At 64.5% G+C, this 19344-nt stretch carries 20 protein-coding genes; 16 read left to right on the top strand and 4 right to left on the bottom strand.

All coding sequences use genetic code 11. The annotated features are described in order from the left end of the window. Position 1: 1 nt before the first annotated feature. The 5 genes from EP237_RS08490 (at position 2) to EP237_RS08470 (ending at position 4520) form a co-directional block, all read left to right on the top strand. On the top strand, positions 2 to 862 hold the full coding sequence (locus tag EP237_RS08490) for an AAA family ATPase (RefSeq protein WP_127560104.1): 861 nt from the start codon (positions 2 to 4) through the stop codon (positions 860 to 862). After that, positions 862 to 2055: a vWA domain-containing protein gene (locus EP237_RS08485; RefSeq protein ID WP_206052270.1), complete on the top strand. Its 1194-nt coding sequence runs from the start codon at positions 862 to 864 to the stop codon at positions 2053 to 2055. Before EP237_RS08490 ends, EP237_RS08485 begins: the two co-directional genes overlap by 1 nt. 11 nt (positions 2056 to 2066) lie before the next feature. Beyond that, complete coding sequence (locus tag EP237_RS08480) at positions 2067 to 2876, top strand: XdhC family protein (RefSeq protein ID WP_127560100.1); 810 nt, start codon at positions 2067 to 2069, stop codon at positions 2874 to 2876. A gap of 107 nt (positions 2877 to 2983) precedes the next feature. Further along, positions 2984 to 3436: an SRPBCC family protein gene (locus tag EP237_RS08475; protein WP_127560098.1), complete on the top strand. Its 453-nt coding sequence runs from the start codon at positions 2984 to 2986 to the stop codon at positions 3434 to 3436. A gap of 82 nt (positions 3437 to 3518) precedes the next feature. After that, complete coding sequence (locus EP237_RS08470; protein ID WP_127560096.1) at positions 3519 to 4520, top strand: LacI family DNA-binding transcriptional regulator; 1002 nt, start codon at positions 3519 to 3521, stop codon at positions 4518 to 4520. A 70-nt stretch (positions 4521 to 4590) separates the two neighbouring features. On the opposite strand, the gene EP237_RS08465 is transcribed toward EP237_RS08470, so the two are convergent. The 3 genes from EP237_RS08465 to EP237_RS08455 are packed head-to-tail and all read right to left on the bottom strand — an operon-like array spanning position 4591 to position 7761. Then, positions 4591 to 5748 (bottom strand): Gfo/Idh/MocA family protein, encoded by a 1158-nt coding sequence (locus EP237_RS08465; protein WP_127560094.1) that lies wholly within the window; start codon positions 5746 to 5748, stop codon positions 4591 to 4593. A 12-nt stretch (positions 5749 to 5760) separates the two neighbouring features. Further along, entirely contained in the window at positions 5761 to 6654 is an 894-nt protein-coding gene (locus EP237_RS08460; protein WP_127560092.1) for a sugar phosphate isomerase/epimerase family protein, read from the bottom strand. Between the two features lie 6 nt (positions 6655 to 6660). Further along, the gene (locus tag EP237_RS08455; protein ID WP_127560090.1) at positions 6661 to 7761 is read right to left on the bottom strand and encodes a Gfo/Idh/MocA family protein; all 1101 of its coding nucleotides are present in this window, start codon (positions 7759 to 7761) and stop codon (positions 6661 to 6663) included. A 99-nt stretch (positions 7762 to 7860) separates the two neighbouring features. Here EP237_RS08455 and iolC point away from each other — a divergent pair, with 99 nt between their 5' ends. The 7 genes from iolC to EP237_RS08420 all read left to right on the top strand — a co-directional run bounded on the left by iolC (position 7861) and on the right by EP237_RS08420 (position 14283). Next, entirely contained in the window at positions 7861 to 8829 is a 969-nt protein-coding gene (iolC, locus tag EP237_RS08450; protein ID WP_127560088.1) for a 5-dehydro-2-deoxygluconokinase, read from the top strand. 12 nt (positions 8830 to 8841) lie between these two features. Further along, the gene (locus tag EP237_RS08445; RefSeq protein ID WP_127560087.1) at positions 8842 to 9696 is read left to right on the top strand and encodes a 5-deoxy-glucuronate isomerase; all 855 of its coding nucleotides are present in this window, start codon (positions 8842 to 8844) and stop codon (positions 9694 to 9696) included. Further along, on the top strand, positions 9693 to 10520 hold the full coding sequence (locus tag EP237_RS08440) for a class II fructose-bisphosphate aldolase (protein ID WP_127560085.1): 828 nt from the start codon (positions 9693 to 9695) through the stop codon (positions 10518 to 10520). Before EP237_RS08445 ends, EP237_RS08440 begins: the two co-directional genes overlap by 4 nt. Positions 10521 to 10639: 119 nt before the next feature. After that, a complete protein-coding gene (locus tag EP237_RS08435) occupies positions 10640 to 11509 on the top strand; it encodes an SDR family oxidoreductase (RefSeq protein ID WP_127560083.1) in 870 nt (289 codons plus the stop codon). Then, positions 11506 to 12186: a DUF4386 family protein gene (locus EP237_RS08430; protein WP_127560081.1), complete on the top strand. Its 681-nt coding sequence runs from the start codon at positions 11506 to 11508 to the stop codon at positions 12184 to 12186. The genes EP237_RS08435 and EP237_RS08430 overlap by 4 nt, the downstream gene beginning before the upstream one ends. Before the next feature lie 64 nt (positions 12187 to 12250). Next, a complete protein-coding gene (locus EP237_RS08425) occupies positions 12251 to 12709 on the top strand; it encodes an NUDIX hydrolase (RefSeq protein ID WP_127560079.1) in 459 nt (152 codons plus the stop codon). Between the two features lie 89 nt (positions 12710 to 12798). Next, entirely contained in the window at positions 12799 to 14283 is a 1485-nt protein-coding gene (locus tag EP237_RS08420) for an inorganic phosphate transporter (RefSeq protein WP_127560077.1), read from the top strand. Between the two features lie 6 nt (positions 14284 to 14289). On the opposite strand, the gene EP237_RS08415 is transcribed toward EP237_RS08420, so the two are convergent. Beyond that, positions 14290 to 15255 (bottom strand): LysR family transcriptional regulator, encoded by a 966-nt coding sequence (locus tag EP237_RS08415; protein ID WP_240661577.1) that lies wholly within the window; start codon positions 15253 to 15255, stop codon positions 14290 to 14292. Between the two features lie 93 nt (positions 15256 to 15348). Between EP237_RS08415 and EP237_RS08410 the strand changes: the two genes are divergently transcribed. The 4 genes from EP237_RS08410 (at position 15349) to EP237_RS08395 (ending at position 19344) form a co-directional block, all read left to right on the top strand. Further along, positions 15349 to 16215 carry an ABC transporter permease gene (locus EP237_RS08410; protein WP_127560075.1) on the top strand — a complete coding sequence of 289 codons (867 nt, stop codon included), beginning with the start codon at positions 15349 to 15351 and terminating at the stop codon, positions 16213 to 16215. Next, a complete protein-coding gene (locus EP237_RS08405; RefSeq protein WP_127560073.1) occupies positions 16215 to 17006 on the top strand; it encodes an ABC transporter permease in 792 nt (263 codons plus the stop codon). The genes EP237_RS08410 and EP237_RS08405 overlap by 1 nt, the downstream gene beginning before the upstream one ends. Positions 17007 to 17058: 52 nt before the next feature. Beyond that, positions 17059 to 18201 carry an ABC transporter substrate-binding protein gene (locus EP237_RS08400; RefSeq protein ID WP_127560071.1) on the top strand — a complete coding sequence of 381 codons (1143 nt, stop codon included), beginning with the start codon at positions 17059 to 17061 and terminating at the stop codon, positions 18199 to 18201. A 63-nt stretch (positions 18202 to 18264) separates the two neighbouring features. After that, positions 18265 to 19344, top strand: coding sequence for an ABC transporter ATP-binding protein (locus tag EP237_RS08395; RefSeq protein ID WP_127560069.1), 1080 nt, complete (start codon positions 18265 to 18267; stop codon positions 19342 to 19344).

Below are 19344 nucleotides of genomic sequence, written 5' to 3'. Positions count from 1 at the left end.
CATGAGTGTTTCGGAGCTTCAGCAGGGTCTCGCCCGCGAGGGCTATGTTGCCGACGACCGTCTGGCGATGGCGCTGCATCTGGCGCAGGTGTTGGGGCGGCCCTTGCTTCTGGAAGGCCCGGCAGGCGTTGGCAAGACCGAGGTGGCCAAGGCCCTGGCCGCCCTGCGCGACACGCGGCTGATCCGGCTGCAATGCTACGAAGGGCTCGATGCCTCCCACTCGATCTATGAATGGAACTATCAGCGGCAGTTGCTGGCCATTCGCGCCGCCGAGGGCAACGCGAGCGAGGACCAGCTTTTCGCCGACAAATACCTGCTGAAACGCCCGCTCTTGGAGGCAATCAGCCAGGACACTCCGCCGGTTCTGCTGATCGACGAGATCGACCGGGCGGATGAGGAATTCGAGGCTTACCTTCTCGAAATCCTGTCCGATTTCCAGATCACGATCCCCGAGCTCGGGACGATCAAGGCGCGGTCCAAACCCATCGTGATCCTGACCGCGAACGGCACCCGCGACCTGTCCGACGCGCTGCGGCGGCGGTGTCTGTATTCCTTCCTCGACTACCCCGACAAAGCGACCGAACTGGCGATCCTCAAGGCCCGGATGCCCGCAGTTGAAGGATTGCTCGCCCGCCAGATCGTGGGCGTTGTGCAGGCGCTGCGCAAGGAAGACCTGGAAAAGACGCCGGGCATCGCCGAGATGCTGGATTGGGCGGCGGCGCTGTCCGGCCTCGGGGTCAATGACCTTGCCAAATCTCGCGACGAGGTGCGGGCGACGCTCGTGTGCCTGCTGAAAACCGCCGCCGACTACGACGCCGCGCCGCCCGAGGTGATGGATCGGCTGATCGGGAAAGTCGCGTGATGCAGGTCACGCGCTTCCCTTCCCGCGCGGACGGGCTGGCCGACCGCATGTCGGGCTTCATCGCCCATCTGCGGATGAACGGGCTGCGCGTCGGCCCGCGCGAAACCGGCGATGCGCTGGCGGCGCTTGCCGCCGTGGACGCCACGGATCGGGACGAGGCCCGTCAGGCGCTTTGCTCGCTTCTGGCGGGCGATGCGGAGGACTGGCGCAGGTTCGACAAGCTCTTTGATTCCTACTGGTTCAACGCAGGCAAACAGCGTGCTGGGACGGCACAGAACGCGCATGTGCGGGTGCAATCCGCCAAGCCGAAAATCTGGCAGGACAGTGAACAGGGGGACGGGGCTGAGGATCGTCACTCACGGAACGACGATGCCACCACCCCCGATCCCGGCGAGGGAGAGGCCGAAGGGACAGACGGGAAGCTCATCGCGACCCGGACGGCCAACCTCAATCGCCGGGACCTGCGCGAGCTGATGGACGAGGAGGCGTTAAGGCAGGCAGAAGCCGCAGCCCTCTCCATCGCTCGCGCCATCCGTGACCGGCGGTCGCGCCGCCGCAAGCAGGCGCTGCGTGGCCCGGCGCTCGACATGCGGCGCATCCAGCGGGCGAGCCTCGCGCGGGGCGGCGAGCCGCTGGACCTTTTCCGCCGCGCGCGCCCGCCCCGGCCCATGCGGATCGTGGCACTATGCGATGTCAGCGGCTCGATGACCGTCTATTCCCGAGTGTTCCTGGCGTTTCTGAAAGGGCTTGTCGGTAGCGGCTGCGAGGCGGATGCCTACCTCTTCCACACCCGCCTGATGCGGGTGACGGACGCGCTGCGCGATCATGACAGCATCCGCGCCGCCGGGCGGTTGTCGCTGATGGCCGAGGGGTTCGGCGGCGGCACGGATATCTCCGGCAGCCTTGAAAGCTTCCTCGCTGGCTACGGCGCACGGGCGCTCAATGGCCGGACGGTGGTTCTGATCCTCTCCGACGGCTACTGCACGCGAGAGCCGCAGGCGCTGGCCGATGTGCTGGCCCGCATCCGCCGCAAGGCCCGCCGCATCGTCTGGCTCAACCCGCTGAAAGGCTGGAAGGATTACGCCCCGGTGGCTGCCGCCATGCAGGCCGCCCTGCCCCATCTCGACGCCCATCTGCCGGCCAATACGCTCGACGCGCTGGCCGCGCTGGAACCCGAATTCCGGAAGCTGTGAAAGGACATCCCATGGCAGGTTTCGACATCTTCGACACGGTAGAGCGGCTGCGCAAGGAAGGCGATGCCTTCTGCGTTGCAACCGTGCTGCGCACCGCCGATGCGACCAGTGCCAAGGCCGGGGCAAAGGCCGCCGTGACGCGGGGTGGCGACATCCTCGGGCATCTTGGCGGGGCCTGCGTGCAGCGCGCGGTGCGCACGGCGGCGGGCGAGGCGCTGGCCGAGGGCGCCCCCCGCATGATCCGTGTAAAACCCTCCAGCAAGGTGGTGGCCATGACCGACCCCGACGGCGTGCAGACCTACAAGAGCGGCTGCCCCTCGGGCGGCACGGTGGATTTGTTGATCGAACCCTACCAGCACGCGCCCCGGCTGGTGATCTTTGGCGAGAGCCCGATTGCAGAGGCGCTCGCGGCCCATGCGGCCCTGACCGGGCTGCGCGTCTTCGTGTCGGGGGCTATCGAGGGGGCGAACATGACGCGCTTCGATCCCGAAGAGATCCACAGTCTGGGCATCGAACCGCGCGATTTCGTCGTCGTGGCCTCGCAGGGCAAGGGCGATGGCGTGGCGTTGAAGGCGGCGCTCGACACGCCCGCGCGGCGCGTGTCGATGGTGGCCAGTCGCCGCAAGGCCGAGGTACTTTTGGCCAAGCTCGTGGATGCGGGCATGGACCCCGCCTGCGCTGCGCGGCTCAAATCCCCCGCCGGGCTCGATATCCGCGCCATCGACCCTCAGGAGATCGCGCTGTCGATCCTTGCCGAGATCGTGCTGTGGCGAAATACCGATAGCGAAAGGGAAAGCAGCCATGATGAAAAGCTTGCGTGACTGGCTTAGGGCCCGCTGGCCAGCGCCACCCGACATGACCCCCGAAGAACAGGCCGAGGCCACCCTTCGCGCCTACCCCAGATGTTGCTGACAAGAGGAACCCCAGGATGGACCTGAGTGACGAAATTCGTATCCAAGCCCCCCGCGACGTGGTCTACCGCGCGCTCAATGACCCCGAGATCCTGCGTGAATGCATCCCCGGTTGCGAGGAATTGATCCAGCATTCGCCGGAAAACCTCGAAGCCAAGGTAGTGCTGAAGATCGGCCCGGTGAAGGCGCGCTTTGCAGGAGAGGTGACATTGGACACGTCGAACGCGCCGGATGGCTTCACGCTGAGCGGCGAAGGCAAGGGCGGTGCGGCGGGCTTCGCCAAGGGCGGGGCAGAGGTAACCCTGACCGAGGACGGCGACGAGACCATCCTCGCCTACACCGCCACGGTCGATATCGGCGGCAAGATCGCGCAGCTTGGCAGCCGGCTGATCGCGGGCACCGCCAAGAAACTGTCGGGCAAGTTCTTCACCCGCTTCGGCGAGATCGTCTCCGAACAATCGGTCGGCTGACCGGTTTAGGAACCGGTTGCAATTTGCCCCGTCCCGCTGTCTGATTTCCCGAACGATGTAAAACGGAAGGCAGCGGGCCGGAATGACGGTAACCCTGAAGGACGTGGCAGAGCGGGCGGGTGTCTCGCGCTCGGCCGTGTCGCGTAGCTTCACGCCCGGGGCCTCGGTGTCGGCCAAGACCCGCGCCAAGGTGGAACAGGCCGCGGCAGAGCTTGGATATGCGCCAAGCGCGCTGGCCTCGGGCCTGTCCACCGGGCGCACCAAGCTGATCGGGCTGGTGTCCAACAACTTCCACAATCCGGTGTTTCTGGAGGTCTTCGACCTGTTTACCCGCGCCATCCAGGACCGGGGATTGCGCCCGCTGCTGGTGAACCTGTCGGAGGATACTGACCCGGAAGCCGCCATTCGCATGCTTCGGCAATATTCGGTGGATGCGGTGATTGTGGCGTCCTCAACCCTGTCGCCTGCCTTCGCGGCAGATTGCAAGGCCGCAGGGCTACCCGTGGTCCACGCGTTCGGACGGGCGACTCAACACCCTGAGGTGCCGGTGGTGTGCATCGACAATGTCGAGGCAGGCCGCATGGCGGCGCGGGCGCTGCTGGCGCGGGGGTATCGCGACATCGGGTTTCTGGGTGGCCCCGCCGGGGCGACAACCACGCAAGACCGGCTTGCGGGCTTTCGTCAGGAACTGGCCCGGCATCCCGGTTGCCGTCTGCGAGAAAGCTTTGCCAGCACCTATTCGCATGACGCCGGGGCGGCCGAGATGTCACGACTGATTGACACCGGCCCCCTGGCCGACGCCTATTTCTGCGGCGATGACGTGATTGCCATCGGCGCGCTGGGGGTTTTGCGAAAGGCCGGTCGTGACGTGCCCGGAGATGTGGGATTGATCGGCTTCAACGATATGGAGGCGGCCTCCTGGGGATTGGTGACCCTGACCACCATTCGCCAGCCTCTGGATGAGATCATTGAGGTCTCGGTGGGGCAGGCCATTGCTCTGTCGGAACGGCCCGAGACCCCTGTAACGCAGACCCTGCTGCCCCTGACCCTCATTGAACGTGGCACGCTCCGCCCGAGGATGTGAGCGGGGGAAGGCCCTTCGAAGGGCCTTTTCAACGCGTTTTCGAAAACGCGTCCCCGCGCATCACGCGACCCTAGCGAAACATTGGCGGGCGGGCATCGACCCAGACGCCATCCGCCTTGCCGCTTTCGGCCACGGCGAACACCGCTGCCATCGACCGCAGCCCATCCTCCGCACGCGGATAGAGATCGGCGGCGGGGTCCATCGCGCGGCCTTCTTTCCCGGCCCGGATCGCCTCGGCCAGATCGCGGTAGATATTGGCGAAGGCCAAGGGCATCCCCTCGGCATGGCCCACGGTCACGCGGCTCGACCGGTCGGCCTCGGGCGAAAGCCCCCCTTCCCCGCGTTCGATCACCTGCAAGCGCCCCCGCAGCGGCATCCAGTAGAGCTGGTTCGGTTGTTCCTGGCTCCAGCGGAGACCGCCGTTTTCGCCGAAGACCTGGAGGGTCAGCCCGTGCTGACGCCCAAGCGCCACGGAAGAGGTCCAGAGCCGCCCCACGGCCCCGCCATCAAAGCGCAGGTTGACCATCGCGTCATCCTCCAGCTCGCGGCTGGCGATGCAGCTGACGGTGTCGGCGGACAGCCGCTCCGCCTCCTGCCCGATCACGAAGCTCGCCATATGCAGCGCGTGGATGCCGCAATCGGCGAATTGCGCGGACACGCCCGCCTGCGCCGGGTCATAGCGCCAGCGCACCCGAGGGTTGTCGGCATCGGCGGCGTCGGCGTGGTGGCCATGGGCGAACTCTGCCTTCACCAAGCGGATCGCCCCCAGATCGCCGCGCGCCACCATCGCGCGCATGTGCCGGACCAGCGGATAGCCGGTATAGCCGTAATTCACCGCGCAGATCCGGCCTGTGGCGCGCGCGATCTTCACGATCTCTTCGCCTTCCTCCACGGTCATGGTCATCGGCTTTTCGCAGAGCACGTGAAAGCCCGCTTCCAGATAGGCCTTGGTGATCTCGAAATGGGTGGCATTGGGCGTGGCCACGGTCACCAGGTCGATGCGGTCGTCGCGGGTCCGCTCGCCCTCCAGCATCTCGCGCCAGTCGCCATAGGCGCGGTCCGCCGCCAGCCCGAGCCGTTTGCCATAGTCTCGACCCGCCTCCCGACGGTGATCCAACGCGCCCGCGACAAAGACAAATTCCCCGTCGAGCCCCGCCCCAAGCCGGTGCGCCGGGCCAATCTGGCTGCCTTCACCGCCGCCAATCATGCCCCAGTTCAGTTTTCCCATGGCAGGTCTCCCTCAATCAAAGCCAATGGATGTCAGATAGTCCCGGTTCGCCTTTGCATCGGCAATCGGGGAAATGTCCAGCGTCGGGTCGCAATCCTGTTCGACCGTGCACCAGCCGCGATAGCCCCGTTCCAGCAGGAGGCGCCGCACCGCATGGAAATTCACCTCGCCCTTGCCCAGGTTGCAGAAGATCCCCTGCCCGCACGCCTCATAGAACCCGGTGCGCCTTGCGATCACTTCAGCCTTAACGCCCGGGTCGATATCCTTGAAGTGGAGATAGCTGATCCGGTCCAGATGCCGCTTCATGAAGGCCACCGGGTCATAGCCCGCGTAGGCGTGGTGACCGGTGTCGAAACAGATTTTCAGAACCTCCGGGGCGACCTCGTCCAGCAGCCGCTCCAGTTCCGGTTCGAACTCGATGAACCCGCCCGCATGAGCGTGGATTGACACATCCAGCCCATAGACCTCCGCCCCCATCTTGGCGATGGTCACGATCCGGTTGCGGAAGGCGGTCCATTCCGCCCCGTCCATCTGTTCGGCCTCGGCAGCCCGACCTGCCGCAGACGCGCGCCGGGGGGATATCGCGTCGATCAGAACGAGGTGCTTTGCCCCGTGCGACGCCAGGGCCTTGCAGGTCCGCTCGGCCCCGTCGACCACGTCCATCCATTTGTCCGGGTCATGAAAGGGCCGATACACCACCCCGCCGATCAGGGTCAGTCCATGTTCATCCAGCGCCTCGGCCAGCACCTCGGGGTTTTCGGGCATAAAGCCGACGGGACCCAGTTCGATGCCCTTGTATCCGGCGGCGGCGCAGTCCTGAAGCACCTGCCGCCAGGACGGGTTGCGTGGATCGTTCGGAAACTCGACGCCCCATGAACAGGGCGCATTGCCGATCTGGATCATCAGCGGACCTCAGAACCCTGACGGGGATTGCCAGCTGCGCGCGGCGTTCGATGCCCGCGCCGCGGCAATGACCTGATGCACCTCCAGCCCGGCCTCGAAGGTGGGCCAGACGGGTTTGCCGGTGTCGATGGCGGTCAGGAAATCATGCGCCTCGATAATGATCTGGTCCTGATAGCCGGTGCCATGGCCCGCACCTTGGCAGAAGGGCAGGTAATCGGGGTGATCGGGGCCGGTCAGGATCTTGCGAAAGCCCTTCTGGCCGGTCGCATCATCCTTGCGATAGAGCCAGACCGCATTCTGATCCTCCTGATCGAAGCGGATCGCGCCGTCGGTTCCGGTGATCTCGTAGGCATAGCCCATCTTTCGGCCCGTGGCGACGCGAGAGGCGCTGATATGGCCCATCACACCGCTCTCGAACCGCACCATCATCTGCACCTGATCGTCATTCGTCACCGGGATGCCATTGCGATCCGGATAGACCGTCTCGATCACTGCGTTCAGCTCCGCAATCGGACCCATCAGCGCCAGCGCCGCGTTGATCGCATGGGGGGCAAGATCGCCCAAACAGCCATTCGCCTCGCCCTCGCAGCGCCAGGCTGGGGTTTTCTGCGCGATGTGGAAATCTTCGTCATGGACACAGCGAAACCCGGTGATCGGGCCAAGTGCGCCCTCTGCCAGCAACTGCCGCACATATTGGGACGCGGGCGTGCGGATGTAGTTATAGGCCACCATATTGGCGACACCTGCTGCCTTGGCCGCGGCCACCATGGCCCGCGCCTCGGCCACATCCAGCCCCATGGGCTTTTCGCACAGCACCGGTTTGCCCAGCGCCAGCGCGGCCTTTGCAATGTCCAGATGCGTGTTTTGCGGCGCGGCGATGACAACGGCCTGAACCGCGGGGTCGGCAACCAGATCCTGCCAATCCTGCGCCGCGCGGGCGAAGCCGAAGGCCTTTGCGTAGCGGTTTGCGCTGGCGGGGGTCGAGGCTGCGATGGCCGCAAGACGCGGTTTCAGGCGGGTTTCGAACACCGCCCCGACCGAGGCAAAAGCCACGGAATGGGCCTTGCCCATATAGCCGCCCCCGACAATTCCGATCCCGATCTCGCTCATCGCTTCGGACCTCCCATATTCGCATATTGCAACCGGTTGCAAAATTGTTATCCTCGGAGCAGGCTTCTTGCAACAGAGAATTCCGGAAGGGTGGTGAAAATGGCAGATCTGGCGCGGCTTTCCAGCAAGTCCTTCCTCGTGATCGGGCGAGCGGGAATGGATCTCTATGCCGATCCACCCGGCGCGCGCACGGAAGAGGCCACCGCCTTCACCACAGCCCTTGGCGGATCCTCCGCAAACATCGCCGCCGGTCTGTGTCGTCTTGGATGCAAGGCGGCGCTGGTCACGCGGGTCTCGGATGATGCGATTGGCCGCTTCTGCGTGAACCAGCTGGATTTCTATGGCATCGACCGGACCCATGTGCACAGCGAAGGCGGCGAGGCGCGCAATTCACTGGCGCTTGTGGAAACGCGGCTGGAAAACACCCAATCGGTGATCTACCGCAACGGCGCGGCGGATTTCGCGATGACCTTGGCGGATGTAGAGGCGGTGGACTACAGCGCCTATTCCGCCCTCGTCACGACCGGCACCGTTCTGGCGGCAGAGCCCTCCCGCAGCGCCTGTTTCCGCGCCTTCGAGCTTGCCCGCACCGCCGGTCTGCCACTGATCTTCGACGTGGATTACCGCCCCTATTCCTGGGCCTCTGCCCGGGAAGCGGAAGAGGTCTATTCCCGCGCCGCCGCGATCTGCGACATCATCATCGGTAATGACGTGGAATTCGGCTTCATGGCGGGTGGTATTGAAAAGGGGCTCGACAAAGCCCGGTCTCTGATCGGGGATGGCGCACAGATCGTCGTCTACAAGATGGGCGAACACGGGGCGATCACGATCACCGCAGAGGGCGAGGTGCAAACCGGCATCTACGAGACCAAGGCCCTCAAACCCACCGGCGCGGGTGACAGTTTCATGGCCGGATTCCTGGCCACTCTAGCCGCTGGCAGCGATGTCAGAACCGCCGTTCAAACCGGGTCCGCCGCCGCCGCCATCGTGGTCTCTCGCGTTGGCTGCGCCCCCGCCATGCCTACCCCTGACGAGCTGGCCCATTTCATGGCCAACGCCGATTCTTAAGAGGATACCGCAATGCACATCCCCCCGTTCGACAATCACAATAAAGCCATCGTGGACGTGGACGACGCCAACGTGCCGCTGACCTATTTCAACATCGTCAAGCTTAAGGCGGGTGAGACATTCGACTATCGGCTGGCAGGCTATGAGACCTGCGTCGTTCCCGCGACCGGAACGGTGACCGTGGAATGTGGTGGCGAGACCTTCACCGAAATCGGCAACCGGGGCGCGGATGTCTGGGATGGGGAGCCGGAGGGCGTCTATGTCCCCACCGACACCGGCTGCCGGATCACCGCCCGGACCGATACGGAGACCTTCATCGCGGGCGCGAAATACGCCCAGACGCTGAAACCCTTTGCCGTGCGCAAGGGCGACCTGGACCTCGTTCAATACGGATCGGACGACACCAAGACGCATCGCAAGATCAAGCATATCCTCGGCGCGGGCCATCATGACCGGGTCGGGCGGCTGCTGGTCAGCGAGCTTTTTACCGTCGGTGCGGGCGGATGGTCGGGTTTTCCCAGCCACAAGCACGACACCGACCGGCGCGACGACAGCGACGAACTGATCGAAACCCGCCACGATGAATGCTACAACTTCCGCTTCAAGCCCAATTACGGTTCCGGCCTGCAGATGTTGCAAAGGGTCGATAACGAGCCGGGCGACGCCTATCACATCATGGATGGCTCGACCGTGCTGATCGACAAGGGCTATCACCCCTGTTGCGCGCTGCCGGGCTATGAGATGTATTATTTCACCATTCTCGGCGGGCTGAGCCAGCGCGGTCTCAAGCAATACTTCCAGCCCACCCATGCGGAGCAGCTGCACACGATCCCCGGCATCATGGACATGGTGGCGAAGTTCAAATGACCCGCGCCACGCTGTCAGAGGTTCTGCAACCGGCATTGGCGGGGGGCTACGCGGTGGCGGGGGTGGTCTGCCTTGGCTGGGAAGACGCCCGCGCCTATGTGGCCGCGGCGGAGGCCGAGGGCGCGCCGCTGATCCTGCAAGCCGGTCCCGGCGCGCGGGCGCATACCCCCCTGCCCGTTTGGGGCGCGATGTTCCGGGACTTGGCGGAGGGGGCTTCGGTTCCCGTGGTCACCCATCTAGACCATGGCACCGATCCGGAAGACTGCCGGATTGCGATTCAAGAAGGCTTCACCTCGGTCATGTATGACGGCTCGCGCCTGTCGCTGGAGGACAACATCGCCGCCACCGCCCGCATCGCGGATATGGCCCATGCCGCAGGCATCAGCTGCGAGGGGGAAATCGGTTTCGTGGGCTATGCGGCGGGGGAGGCCTCTCGCGGCACCGACCCACAGGACGCGGCGCGGTTCGCGCGGGAAACTGGCGTTGATGCCATGGCCATTTCCGTGGGCAACACCCATTTGCAGACCACAGCGGGCGACGGGCTGGACGAGGCACGGATCGCCGAGATCGCTGCACTAACCGAAACTCCGCTGGTCATCCATGGCGGATCGGGCGTGCCGCATGATCAGCGCCGCCGCCTCGCCACCGGCACCAGCATCTGCAAGTTCAATATCGGCACGGAACTGAGGCAGGTCTTCGGCGCGGCCATCCGCCAGACGCTGGCCACGGACCCGGAGGTCTACGACCGCATCGCCATCCTCTCAGCCCTTCACGACCCGCTATGCGAGGCCGCGCGGGCGGTCATCAGGGGGCTTCGCCCCTGACAGGCCGCCAAAACGGACCCGTGTGAAACGAATGGACATGAGGCTGATACGAGCGGCCATGGCGATACGCACCCATCCTGACTAGGTTGAATCCCGACCAAGCCAGAGAAGAGCGTCCCATGACCGAAGCCCTTGCCCCGAAAACCGTCCTCATCGCAGGTGCGACCGGCTATCTCGGGCGGCACCTTACCGCCGAATACGCGCGCCGTGGCTGGCGTGTGCGCGCCCTCGTGCGCCGCGACACCGACCTTCCTGCCGAGCTGATCCATGCCGAAGCCACCCGGCCCGAGACGCTGACGGGCTGCATGGAGGGCGTCGATCTGGTGATCTCTGCCCTCGGTATCACCCGCCAGACCGACGGGCTGACTTATCGCGACGTGGACTATCAAGCCAATGTAAACCTGCTGGAGGAGGCGCTGCGCGCGGGCGTGGGCCGCTTCGCATATATCCACGTGCTGAACGCCGACCGCATGGCGGATGTGCCGCTTGTCGCGGCGAAATCGGCCTTCGTGGACCGGCTTCGGGCCAGCCCCATAGCCTCGACCGTGATCGCGCCCTCCGGCTATTTCTCGGACATGGGCGATTTCCTGTCGATGGCGCAGGCCGGGCGGGCGTGGCTGTTCGGGGACGGTCAGCACCGGCTCAATCCGATCCACGGAGCCGACCTTGCCACCGCGACGGCCGAAGCGATCGAGGCGGGGCGCGACTGGCTTGACGTGGGCGGACCCGAGGTCTTCACGCATGAGGCGCTGGCGCGGCTGGCCTTCGAGGCGCTGGACCGGCCCGCACGCATCACCCGCCTGCCGGATGCCCTGCGCCGGATCGCACTTCGCCTGCTGCCCTGGGTGACACCCGCCCGCATCCACGGGCCAGCGCAGTTCTTCCTGACCGCCATGGGCGGCGACATGGTGGGCGAGTGCCACGGCACGAAACGGCTGGCTGACCACTTTCTGACCCTCTCGGCGAATAGCGAAAGGATGACCCAATGACCCTGATCAAGACCGGAGGCTTCGCCGCCCTTGTCTGCGCCCTGACCTATATCGCGGGGTTTGCCCTGCTGCTGACGCTGCTGGCCCCGCTTGGCTTTGGCAGCAACCAGATCGACCCGGTGGCGGTTGTGTCCTTCATCGCCGAACGACCGCACCTGCTGATCGCCTGGAACAGCACGATCTACATTGCCAATGCCCTTGCGCTGGTGCTTCTGGTTCTGGCTGTCCACGACCTGTTGCGAAAAGCGACCCCCGGATGGGCAGAAGCGAGCCGCGCCTTCGGGCTGATCTGGGCGGCGCTCGTGCTTGGCGCAGGCATGATCGCGAATGTCTCGGTCGAGACGGCCCTGACCCTGTCGCAGACCGACACAGAGGCCGCCGCACAGGCCTGGGCGCTGCTGCATGCGGTCGAGCTTGGGCTTGGCGGCGGCAACGAGATAGCAGGCGGCGTCTGGCTGCTATGCGTCGGGCTGGCAGCCTTGCGCGCCGGTGCCCTGCCCCGGGTGACGGCGCTGTTGGCGGTTCTGGTCGGGGTGGCGGGCCTGTTGACCGTCATTCCGGCCCTGGGCGAACTGGCCGGAGCCCTTTTCGGCCTCGGGGCAATCCTGTGGTTTGTGCTGGTAGGTCTGACTCTTTTAAGCCACATCCCCGGGGGGCGCGATTTGCAATCCCCATAGCTTTATCCTATGTAAAGGTTTCGAGCCCAAGAAAAACAAAAGCCAGAGCAGTCGTTTAACCACTATGGTCGATTTTTTGAAGAAAGCCTGGAGCGAAGTGCTCCATCCCATGCTGCAGCGCCCCAAGCGATTGCAAGTGGCTGCGTTGTGCTATCGCACGGACGAACAAGGGAAAAAGGTTCTTCTGGTCACCAGCCGTGGCACCGGGCGCTGGATCCTGCCCAAGGGCTGGCCGATCAGCGGCCTGAATGCAGGCCAAGCCGCGCTTCAGGAAGCCTGGGAAGAGGCCGGGGTGCGCAAGGGCGCGGTCGAGGGCAAGGCGATCGGCACCTACACCTACGACAAGGCCTTGGACGAGGGCTGGAGCATCGAGATCGAAACGCTGGTCTACCCGGTCGAGGTCGAGGATATGCGCAAGGACTTCCCCGAGGCGCATCAGCGCAAACGAACCTGGGTAGAGCCATCGGAGGCGGCCAACATGGTCCGCGAGCCGGAGCTTCAGTCGATCCTGAGGGATTTGTAACCCTTTTGTGAAGAATTTGTAACAAGGGCGGTTGATTTGCGACACGCTCTTGCCTAGGCCCGTCCCGCAGAGCGAGGGGAGCCTGAGGCATGAGCAACGAGTCCGGCGACAGACGCCATCTTGAAACACTGGACCGCGACCTCCATCGCCTGTCCTACCTGGAATCCGCCACCAGCTATGTGGCGCGTCCGATGGTCGGGCCGGGTGTCGCCCTGATCTTCATCGTGCTGGCGGGGCTGCTGGCTGCGATCTTCTTCGGGCAGGATACCAACGGCATGATTGTCGTCGTGGCCGCCGGGTTCGGCGCCTATATGGCGATCAATATCGGCGCCAATGATGTCGCCAACAACATGGGCCCCGCCGTGGGCGCCAACGCGCTGACCATGGGTGGCGCCATCGCCATTGCCGCCGTCTTCGAAAGCGCGGGCGCCTTGATTGCGGGCGGCGACGTTGTCTCGACCATCGCCAAGGGAATTATCGAACCCGAATCCATGGTCACCGCCGAGATCTTCATCTGGGCGATGCTGGCAGCACTTCTGTCCTCCGCCCTTTGGGTGAACCTCGCCACCTGGGTCGGCGCACCGGTCTCCACCACCCATTCCGTCGTCGGCGGCGTGATGGGCGCGGGCATTGCGGCGGCGGGTTTCACCGCCGTGAACTGGCCCACGATGAGCGCGATTGCCGCAAGTTGGGTGATCTCGCCGGTCCTCGGCGGGGGCATCGCGGCGCTGTTCCTGTGGTTCATCAAGGCCAACATCATCTACACCCCCGACAAGATCGCCGCCGCCCGCAAATGGGTGCCGGTGCTGGTCGGTATCATGGCGGGCACCTTCGCCGCCTACCTGGCGCTCAAGGGCCTGAAACACCTGATGCGGGTGTCACTCGGGCTGGCGCTGTCCATCGGGGTCGGCGTGGCCATCGTGACCTGGCTTGGCATGATCCCGGTCATCCGCAAGCAGTCTGAAGGGCTGGAAAATCGCAACAAGTCGCTGAAGGTCCTGTTCGGCATTCCGCTCGTGGTCTCTGCCGCGCTGCTCAGCTTCGCGCATGGCGCCAATGACGTGGCCAATGCGGTCGGCCCGCTGGCAGCCATCGTTCAGGCCTCTCAGTCCGGCGATTTCACCCATGCGGTCAGCATTCCGACCTGGGTGATGATCATCGGCGCGTTCGGCATTTCCTTCGGGCTGTTCCTGTTCGGGCCCAAGCTGATCCGCATGGTCGGCAGCCAGATCACCAAGCTGAACCCGATGCGCGCCTATTGCGTGGCGCTGTCGGCAGCGATCACGGTGATCGTGGCCAGCTGGCTCGGCCTGCCCGTCAGCTCCACCCATATCGCCGTGGGCGGCGTGTTCGGTGTGGGGTTCTTCCGGGAATGGGACGCTGAACGCCGCCTGCGCCTGGCGCGCGGCAGCATGCCCGATGCAAACCGCATCGCGCCCGAGGAACGCCGCCGCCGCAAGCTGGTGCGCCGGTCGCATTTCATGACTATTATCGCGGCCTGGGTGATCACGGTGCCGGCGGCAGCAATCATGTCGGCCGTCCTGTTCTTCGGCATTCAGGCGGTTGTCGGCTGAGGCCGATCAGCGATAGGTGCGATCTTCGATCGGGGTCTCCTCGATCTTGTCGAGAATGCGCTGCAACAGGGATTCCTCGGCCCGGTTCATCCGGGTCCGGGGGTTCCAGACCACATGAACATCAACGGCGGGCGGATTGTCATAGGGCGGAAGCCGCCACAACAGCCCGTCCTGCACATCGCGCGCCGCCACATGCACGGGCAATGGCCCGATGCCAAGCCCCGCGACAATCATCCGCCGCACCTCTTCGAGGTGACTGGAGGTGCCGACAACCTGTTCGCCGATGTCCGATTCCGCCCGCAGCAGGGCCACGGGTTTCAGCACGTCCTGCAGGCGGTCGGTCTGGAAGCTGACCGTGTTGTGCCCCGACAGGTCGCCGCGCGTCAGGCCGCGCTTGCCGAACAGCGGATGGGGCGGGCCGCAGAACAGGCCGAAAAATTCCCGGTAGAGCCTGCGGTATTCCAGCTTGGGATCGCGATCGCGCACAAGGCAGATGGCAAAACTGGCACTGCGGGCACTGACGGCAGCGACGGTTTCCACGCTTGTACTGACGTCGAAGGACAGCGTCGCCTTGGGGTGGGCCGCGTGAAACTCTGCCAAGGCCTGATCGAGCAGCGGGCACACGACATGGCTGGCCAGCGCCACCTGCACATGGCCCCGCACCTCGTCGGTCATGTCGCGCATGAGCGTCGTCAGCCGCAGGATGGACCCCTGAATGTCCAACGCCTCGGCAAACAGCCGCTCGCCCGCTTCTGTCAGTTGAAAATGCCCCGGCTTTCGGTCGATCAGCCGCCGCCCCAACCGGTCCTCCAGCCGCTGAAGCGCCGCCGAGACCGAGGGCTGTGCAAGGTTGAGCCTGCGGGCCGCGTCGGTAATGGAGCGCGAGCGCGCCAGAACCACGAAAGTCCGCAGCAGGTTCCAGTCCAGTTCCCTGAGAATGCGGTCGGGGGAGAGCCTGTCTTCACCAGACAATAGATTCAGCCTATTTTTAGAATACCAATTATCTATTTGATCTATGCTTAAAGCATTCGCATCCTCAAGCCAATCCCGCAACCGAGGAAGCGCATGTCCATCGAAGCCCGAGAGGCCCGCCAGCCCTGGATCCTGCTGTCACCCTCGCTTGTGGTGATCACGCTGCTTCTGATCGTGCCGGTGCTGTTCATCCTCGTCTATTCCTTCTGGCTGAGAACCTCGGTCGGGGACGTGCAGCCGGGATTTTACACGGATAACTGGCAGGACGTGCTGACCGACCGCTTCTTTCGCGACATCCTGCTGACCACGCTGCGCATTGCCGCGATCACCACCCTGGTCTGTGCGTTGATGGGCTATCCGGCCGCCTATTTCATCGCGCGGGCCAAGGGCAACAAGGCGCTGCTTTTGCTGCTGCTGATGCTGCCGTTCTGGATCAGCTACATCATCCGCACGATGAGCTGGATCTACATCCTCGGCACCAATGGCGCGCTCAACACGGCGCTGCAATGGCTGGGGATCACGTCGGAACCGATCCAGATGCTGTATAACGAGACGACGGTCATCCTCGGCCTCGTCCACTTCCTGCTGCCCTTCATGGTGCTGAATGTCTATGTCAGCCTTGATGGCGTGGACGAAACGCTGGAGGACGCGGCAGGCTCGCTCGGCGCGACCAAGTGGCAAAGCTTTCTGCAGGTCACCCTGCCCCTGTCGCTGCCGGGTCTGGCCGCCGGGGGCCTTCTGTGTTTCGTCCTTGGGGCGGGCACCTATATCACCCCCGCCGTGCTTGGCGGGCCGCGCGATGCGATGTTCGCCAATCTGGTGTTCGAGGCAATCATCACCCAGCTCAACTGGCCCCTTGGCGCCGCGCTGTCGCTGCTGCTGCTGGCGGTGCTCGGCATTCTGGTGATGCTCTACAACCACTTCCTGGGCATGGCCCAATTGATGAAGGGACTGGGCTGATGGGCTGGCATCTGATCCGCTTCTGGACCGTCCTGGTCTACCTGTTCATGTTCCTGCCGATTGCGGTCGTGGTGCTGCTGTCGTTCAACGCCAACCAGTTCGGGTCTTTCCCGATGACCGGATTTTCCCTTCGCTGGTTCGGGGAACTGTTTGACAATGACGCGATCCTGAGGGCGCTGCGCACCTCGCTGACGCTTGGCGCGCTGACGGCGCTGATTTCCACAACTCTGGGCGTGCTGGCGAGCCTCGCGCTGGTGCGCTACGACATTCCGTTCCGCAACACGATCTCCACCATCCTGATCGCGCCCATTCTGGTGCCGGAGGTGGTGCTGGCGGTGGCGCTGCTGCTGTTCCTGCAATTCCTCGGTATCCACAAGAGCTTTACCCTGCTGCTCTTCGGTCATGTCATCTTCACCCTGCCCTTCGTGATCCTCGTGGTGCAGGCCCGCCTTGTCGGCATCCGACGCGACGTGGAGGAAGCGGCGATGAGCCTTGGCGCCTCGCCCATTCAGACGTTTTTCACCATAACGCTGCCGCTGCTGATGCCCGCCGTGGCCGCAGGCGCGCTCTTTGCCTTCACCATCAGCTTTGACGACATCACCGGCACGCTGTTCTGGAAGCCGGGCGGCGTGGAAACCGTGCCGACCCAGATTTTCGCCATGCTGCGCAATTCCATCAGCCCCGAGATCAACGCGCTCGGCACGCTGATGATCCTGATCACCGCCGGCCTGCCCCTGATCGGGCTGGCCATTTCCCGAAAGCTCGCCATGCGGCGGGACCGGGCAGAGTGATCCACCAACCACCACCAAGCCAACCAGACCTCACCAACAGGGAGATCGAAAAATGGACAATACCACTCGTTATCAAAGACTTCTGGAGCGCTATCAGAACGGCGACCTTGAACGGCGCAGCTTTCTCGGCCTGATCGGCGCGGCCGGTCTGGCCTACGGCGTTCAGACCCCCTTCGCCCGCTTTGCCAGCGCGCAGGAGGTGACGCAGGTGCGTTTCGACGGCTGGGGCGGGATCGTGTCCGAGGCCTTCCGTGAACACGCCTTCGACCCCTACACCGCCGCGACCGGCATCAACGTTGTCGACGGCACTTTCGGCGGCGGCGACGAATACCTCGCCCGTGTGCGCACCAGCCAGCCCGGCGAATACAACATCGCCCACCTGTCCGGCGTCTTCGACTACGCGCGCTATCACAACCTTGGCCTGTCGGTGGAACTGAACGAGGCCAACATTCCCAATCTCGGGCTCTGCATCCCGGCCCTGTCCAACGCCTTCCGCGCGATCAGCAGCGGGACGCTGTCCTGCGTGCCCTATGACTACGGCACCACCGGCATCGCCTATAACCGTGCCTATATCTCGGATGAAGAGGCTCAGGCACAGGGCGCGGGTCTGCTGATCAACCCCGATTACTCCGGCAAGATCGGCGGATGGGCCGACTGGCGCACGCGCATCTGGTACGGCGCGTTGCAGACCGGGCAGGACCCCAACAACATCACCGATATCGAGGCCGTCTGGGACGCCGTGCGTCAGCACCGCGACCTTGCGCTGCGCTACTGGACGTCGGGCGCGGAACTGATGAGCCTGCTGGCCGAAGAGGAAATCCACGTGACCGAGGCCTGGTCGGGCCGCATCTTCGCGCTTCAGGAACAGGGCCACGACATCGGCTATATCGACCCGCCAAACGGGTTCGGCTGGCAGGAATGCCTGTTCGTGCTGGCAGGATCGCCGATGGAGGCCTGCGAGGAATTGCTGAACTTCATGCTGGAACCCGCAACCTCCATCGCCGTGGCCGAGGGGCAGAACTATCCGCCCGCGCTGGACCCCACTCAGGTGGACCTTGGCGACAAGATCCCGACCCTGCCGGCCTTCGATCCGACCGGCACCCTGTCGGGCCTGACCTTTGCCAACCCGGAGTACTGGAACGGCAACGAACAGGAATGGTCCGAGACCTTCAGCCGCGTGCAACGCGGATACTGAGCCTGACACTCGGGGCGGCGCTGCCTGCGCCGTCTCGCCCCCTTTCCCGAAAGGATCCCCCCCGTGAGCGCCGTCACCCTGAGCAATATCTCCAAGACGTTCGGCAGTTTCACCGCCGTCGAGCCGATGTCGCTGGACGTTCCCGAAGGCCAGTTCGTGACGCTTCTGGGCCCCTCGGGCTGCGGCAAGACCACGACGCTGCGCATGATCGCGGGGCTTCTGGACCCCTCGGGCGGCGAGATCACCATCAAGGGCCGCCGTGTGAACGACCTGCCCATTCACAAGCGCAATCTGGGCATTGTCTTTCAGAACTACGCTCTGTTTCCCCATAAGACGATTGCCGACAATGTCGGTTTCGGCCTGCGCTACCGCAATGTTTCCAAGGACGACGCCGCCCGCCGCGTGCGCGAGGCGCTGGAGCTTGTCCAACTGCCCCATGTCGGCGACCGCTACCCGTCGGCCCTGTCAGGCGGGCAACAGCAGCGCATCGCATTGGCCCGCGCCATCGTGATCGAGCCGGATGTCCTGCTGCTCGATGAACCGCTGTCAGCCCTCGACGCCAACCTGCGCGAGGATATGCGGGTGGAGCTGAAGCGCATTCAGCATCGCATCGGCGTGACGTCGATTTTCGTCACCCATGACCAGGCCGAGGCGCTGGCCATGTCCGACCAGATCGTCGTGATGTCCGATGGCCGCGTCGAACAGGTCGGCCCGCCGGAGGAGGTCTACAACGCCCCCGCCAGCGAATTCGTGGCGAATTTCCTCGGCGCGTCGAATATCCTGCCGGGCCAGTGCATCCGTCGCGAAGCAGGCACCGTGGCTGTGGATACGCCCCTGTTCGGCACCGTCCCCGTTCCCGCCGAGAAGGCCCCGAACGTGCCCGGCACCGGCCCCGCGAAGCTGGTGCTGCGGGCCGAGAAACTTCAACTCGTTCAGACAGGTCAGACCGACCCCGACCAGATGAACATCGAGGCGGTTGTCGAAACCGTGGACTATCAGGGGCAAGCCGTGCGTTACTTCGTACGCGCAGGCGACACCCAGCTTCAGGCCATCAACATGATCGACACGAGACCCTTCGCCGAGGGCGACAACGTTTCCATCCAGTTCAAACCGCGCGATTGCGCGGCCCTGCCGGGGACATGA

This window comes from Nioella ostreopsis, assembly GCF_004000255.1.
Classification (GTDB): domain Bacteria; phylum Pseudomonadota; class Alphaproteobacteria; order Rhodobacterales; family Rhodobacteraceae; genus Nioella; species Nioella ostreopsis.
The sequence above is the reverse complement of the archived record's forward strand: the minus strand, read 5'-3'. Positions and strand labels throughout refer to the sequence as shown.